The sequence below is a fragment of the Maritalea sp. genome, assembly GCF_051251695.1.
In the GTDB taxonomy this organism is placed as follows: Bacteria; Pseudomonadota; Alphaproteobacteria; order Rhizobiales; family Devosiaceae; genus Maritalea.
The window spans coordinates 1-5,176 of the sequence record NZ_JBPOEU010000062.1 but is presented as its reverse complement, the minus strand read 5'-3'; the positions used below and the strand labels follow the sequence as shown (position 1 = coordinate 5,176).

Annotated in this window: 3 protein-coding genes; 1 reads left to right on the top strand and 2 read right to left on the bottom strand. The window is 53.1% G+C overall.

Annotated elements, in window-relative coordinates; translation table 11 throughout:
- Positions 1-26: 26 nt before the first annotated feature.
- Both ACSHWX_RS17735 and ACSHWX_RS17730 read right to left on the bottom strand, forming a co-directional pair.
- On the bottom strand, positions 27-914 hold the full coding sequence (locus tag ACSHWX_RS17735) for a DNA-binding response regulator (protein WP_342858317.1): 888 nt from the start codon (positions 912-914) through the stop codon (positions 27-29).
- The gene (locus ACSHWX_RS17730; protein WP_435669542.1) at positions 907-4,245 is read right to left on the bottom strand and encodes a hybrid sensor histidine kinase/response regulator; all 3,339 of its coding nucleotides are present in this window, start codon (positions 4,243-4,245) and stop codon (positions 907-909) included. The genes ACSHWX_RS17735 and ACSHWX_RS17730 overlap by 8 nt, the downstream gene beginning before the upstream one ends.
- A gap of 227 nt (positions 4,246-4,472) precedes the next feature.
- Between ACSHWX_RS17730 and ACSHWX_RS17725 the strand changes: the two genes are divergently transcribed.
- Positions 4,473-5,176: transporter substrate-binding protein (locus ACSHWX_RS17725; RefSeq protein ID WP_435669541.1), on the top strand; the 704-nt coding region annotated here is incomplete at its 3' end.

The following is a 5,176-nucleotide window of genomic DNA, read 5'->3' as shown; positions in this document are numbered from 1 at the left end:
CCGCAACGAGAAAAATACCTTTATCGTCAAGCATGCAAAATTCGATCAGCGGCAACAGCCGCGGAGGTCCGATTGTCGACACCCATTTTTTGAAAGACCTGCTCAAGATGCTTGTTAACAGTGCGAGGGCTCAGACCCAGAATCGCGCTAATATCACGGTTGCTCTTGCCAAGCGTCAACCAATATAGAACTTCGGATTCACGGCTGGTGAGTGACAATAGCCGTCCTAAAATCTGTTCATTGGTTTCGTTTTTGCCCTGAGTAAATTTGACGAGGATTTCATTCGAACTTGAAATACCTACATAGCGAAAATCATAGTGATCGATGATCAATGGTGCGATTTGCGACACGGGTTTTCGCGCGCAATTTAGCAACCAAGCCTGCAGCACTTCATAGTCTGCCGCAGACATATCGAACGCGGCCATGGCCATTTTGGACCCCCAGCGCAAAGTACCGTTTGCATCAAACGCCAGCAAAGAGCGGCCGGATAAATCATGTGCATCCCGGGCACTTTGGATTAGCTTAGAATTTACGATGTGGATGCCTATCCGCGCCACCAATTCATCAACGACAACCGGCTTGGTGATGTAATCCACCCCCCCCGCAGTGAGCCCACGCAAGACATCATCAGGTTCGGTCAGGCCGGTCATGAAAATGACTGGGGCGGGTGTAGGATGGTTCCCCTGTTTCAGTTTTCGACAAGTTTCAAACCCATCCATGCGGGGCATGATTGCATCCATAAGAATGACATCGGGATTTACCCGCGCGGTCAGTTCTATCGCGGTTTGACCATCGCGCGCGACGATGACGGACATGCCGTCCTCTTCCAATGCGGCTGAAACCATCATCAGGGAATCCGGATCGTCATCGACAACCAGCGCGATATTCTGTTCCGTTGCATAAGGTTCACCCATTGATGTCCACCTCAAGTTGTCGTGCCATGCCATTCAGATCAAAGGACGCAAGTTGGGCTTTGAGGGTCGCGAGCAGTTGGGTTGGGCAAGCATTTGTGTCTTCAAGTTCACTGAGAAATTGGCGCAGCGCTGACGCTTGGCCAGACAGTGCAAGTTCAACAATGAAAGTTGCGTGTTCTGCCGAAAGTTCGGATGGCTGATCTTGAACTTCGACAACAGCATTTCGCAGTTTGAGTTCCAGTTTCAAAAGTTCAGCCGTGCGGATCACAAGATCATCAAGATTGTAGGGTTTCGCGATGAATGCGTCATAAAGTACCAACTGTTCCGTCGGCATCTTCGCGTCCTTCGCGTGCCCCGAAATCATGATGATCGGGACCCCGACCAAGACGCCATCTCGTAGGTGGCGCGCAAGCGACCAGCCATCCCGACCCGGCATATCAATATCCAAAATGAAGAGGTCCGGTGTGAAATCTGCCAGCATCTCAAGCGCAATTTCGGCATTTGAGGCCGTAACAACCGCGAAACCAAGCGGCTCAAATACATGGCTGACCAAAGCCAAATGATGCAAATCATCATCGACCACCATGATCGAGCGACGCGCCCCGTGATAGCCGATCACAGGGAGCGATCGCGCGTCGCGGGCGATGCTATCTTCATGAATGCTGTCATGTGCAACAGAGGGCAACATCAACTTGACGCGGAACGTGCTGCCTTGCCCGACGCGGCTTTCCACCTCAATGTCACCGCCTAAGATTTCAACAAGCAGCTTTGTGATCGTCAATCCGAGCCCCGAGCCGCGCGCGCCGTTGTGATTGGCGCGTTCAAACGGACGCCATATGCGGGGTAAGAACTGAGGATCGATGCCGACGCCTGTATCCGTTACTTCGATCAGTGCAATTTCATTGCGGTAGGTTACCCGTAAATGAACCGTGCCCTGTTCGGTATATCGCAACGCATTGGACAACAGATTGATCAGGATTTGCCTTAAACGCTTTTCGTCAAAGGCAATCCACGTCGGAAAATTGCCGCGGGTTTCGACCTCGAAGGCGATACCTTTGCTGCGGGCCTCTTCCTCAAAAATCGAGGCGACCTGTTTGAGAAACATGCGCAGACTGATCCGGTCGCGCATGATCTCAAGGCGGCCAGCTTCGATCCGAGAAATGTCCAGCAACCCCTCAATCAAGCCTGCAAGATGCTCGCTGCTGCGCCGGATCGTTGTCACTGAATCCTTGCGATGTGACTGAATTTTCGGATCTCTCTCCAGTATTTGGGCAAAGCCGTAGATTGCATTCAAAGGAGTTCGCAACTCATGACTGAGGCCGGTCATGTAACGAGTTTTTGCGAGATTTGCTGCTTCGGCTTTGTCTTTGGCAGCTTGCAGCGCGATGTCCGTGCGTTCGTGTGCGCGAATTTCACGCAGCAAGCGGTCGGTTTGTCGGTTGGTTTCTGAGCGGGCGCCGCGGTGGCTTTCGTTGACCAAGAGGAACATCCAGACTGAAATTCCGATGATGATCAGGACAATCCCGAAGATCACCGTAAGAACGGCTACAAAATTTTCAGATCCCTCAAGCGAGCGTATCAAGAGTAAAAATGCGCCGAAACAGCCACCAACGAGACTGGTGTAGACCACGAACCGTGAGAGGCGGGAGACCAAAAACGTGACGATTTCGGGAGAGAACAGTCGGTTCAGCATTGCTCGGAAGGTGTTTTCAAAGCGCGCATGCGGTTTGCAGGCGTCCTGACAATTGCCGTCCAGGGTACAACATAATGAACAAATGGCACCGGTATGAAAAGGACAGTGGGTCATGTCTTCGGCGTCAAAACGGTAATCGCAGACCGAACAGCTTTGCAGCCCGTTTGGCGCGTCCGGGGCCGTTGGGCGGGCCAAATAGTATTTCCCGCCTGTGCCATAAGCGATCAGCGGGGCAAAAATGAAGGCGGACCCGAGTGCGATGATCGTTGAAAATGCCTGTGCCAATGGCCCTGCCGCGCCTGATACGGCCACAAGTGATAAGATACAGGCAAGACCCATCGCGCCAATGCCAACCGGATTGAAATCATAAAGATGCGCGCGGCGAAATTCTATTCCCTTTGGGCTAAGACCCAACGGCTTGTTGACCACCAAATCAGCCACCAATGCGCCGATCCAGGCTACGGCGACATGGGAATACAGCCGCAACACCTGCTCCAACCCCTCAAACACACCCAATACCATCAACATCAAAGCGATGCCCACGTTGAAAACCAGCCAAACCACCCGTCCGGGATGGCTGTGTGTCAGGCGCGAGAAGAAGTTCGACCATGCGATGGACCCCGCATAGGCATTGGTCACATTGATCTTGAGTTGTGAGAGCACAATGAACAAGCCGGTTAGGATTAGCACTATCGCCGGTGATCCCAAGACCTGGTCAAAGGCTGTAAAATACATCAACGTCGGATCGCCGGCATCCGCCAGCGGGACCCCTTCGCGCACCGCCAATGTGACCAGATACGACCCGGCGAGCATCTTTAATACACCGATTACCGACCAGCCAGGCCCGGCTATGACCAATGCTGTCCACCAGTTTCGGTGGTCTTGGGCAGTCTTCGGCTCCGGCAGGAAGCGCAGGAAATCCACCTGTTCTCCGATTTGTGCGACCAGCGAGAAGATAACGCCGGAGGCTGCACCGAACATCAACAGTGTTGACGCGCTCTTGCCCGCCTCCGTTCCTTCAAAGCCTACCCAAGCGTCGATATCATAGCCCACGAAGGCCAACAAAGCGAACGGCAGAATATGCAGAACAACCCAAAGTGGTTGGGTCCATGTCTGGAACGACGAAATTTTTGAAAACCCGTTCACGACCAACGGGATCACGACTAAAGAACTGACGACATAGCCCCAGAAAATGGGCAATCCGAACAAGAAATCGAGCGCAAGCGCTAGGATTGCCGCCTCAAGTGCGAAGAAAATGAACGTGAATGAAGCGTAGATCAGTGATGTGATCGTTGATCCGATGTAACCAAATCCGGCCCCGCGCGTCAGCAAATCGATGTCGACGCCATATCGCGCCGCATAATAGCAAATTGGTAAACCTGTCAGGAACAGCAGTGCACCGACAAACATAATCGCGGCGATGGCGATATCAAAGCCGTAGGTAATTGTGACTGCGCCGCCAATTGCCTCAAGCGCCAGAAACGAGATTGATCCGATGGCAGTATTGGCGACGCGCGCATAGCTCCAACGCCGCGCCCTGCGGGCTGTAAAGCGCAAGGCGAAGTCTTCCATCGTTTCATTTGCGACCCAACGGTTATACGTCCGTTTCTCGCTGGTCGCCTTTAATGCGGTCACCATTGCAACATATCCCCTATCGAACCCACAACAGGCACAAGTCACAGCAAACGCTGCTAGAATCGTGCTTGCGGCTTTGTGAACCCCGGTTGGTCTGAAATCATAAGGGACAAAATGCGCAGGCATATACGTCAATCGACGTATATCCGCCTACGACTATTCCGCTGATCCTGACAGAGCGAGCGAAACATAGAATCGCCCAATCTTTTAGCATCCAAAAAGGAATTGACATGTCCGACAAACCCTCATCGAAGGACCCAATGGCTGTTAGCCGACGCGCCATGATGGCCGGAAGCGCTGCATTCGGGGCCGCACTATTTGCACCATCTGGTCTGCGTGCGCAGGCGTACCCAACCGCAGAGGTCAACACGACCGGCCTTGCCGTCACCGATGACACTGTCACAATTGGTATCCTACATTCTGTAACTGGAACGATGGCAATCTCTGAAACGGGATCGGTTCAGGCGGAAAAGCTGGCGATTAGCCAGATTAACGAAATGGGCGGCGTTCTGGGCCGTCAGATTGAGATCATCCAGGAGGACGGCGCGTCTGACTGGCCGACCTTTGCCGAGAAAGCGCGTAAGCTTTTGGTCAGTGACAAGGTTGCATCCGTTATGGGGTGCTGGACCTCTGCCAGTCGCAAAGCCGTTCTTCCGGTCTTTGAGCAGCACAACGGGTTCCTGTACTACCCGACCTTCTATGAGGGCCTTGAGCAAAGCCCCAACGTTATCTACACAGGCCAGGAGGCCACGCAGCAAATTATCGCAGGGCTTGATTGGGTCAAGGAAACCAAAGGGGCAAACAGCTTCTATTTGCTGGGGTCCGATTATATCTGGCCACGCACATCCAACAAGATCGCCCGCAAGCACATCGAGGAATTCCTTGGCGGTGAAGTCGTTGGCGAAGATTACTATCCCCTTGGTCACACGCAGTT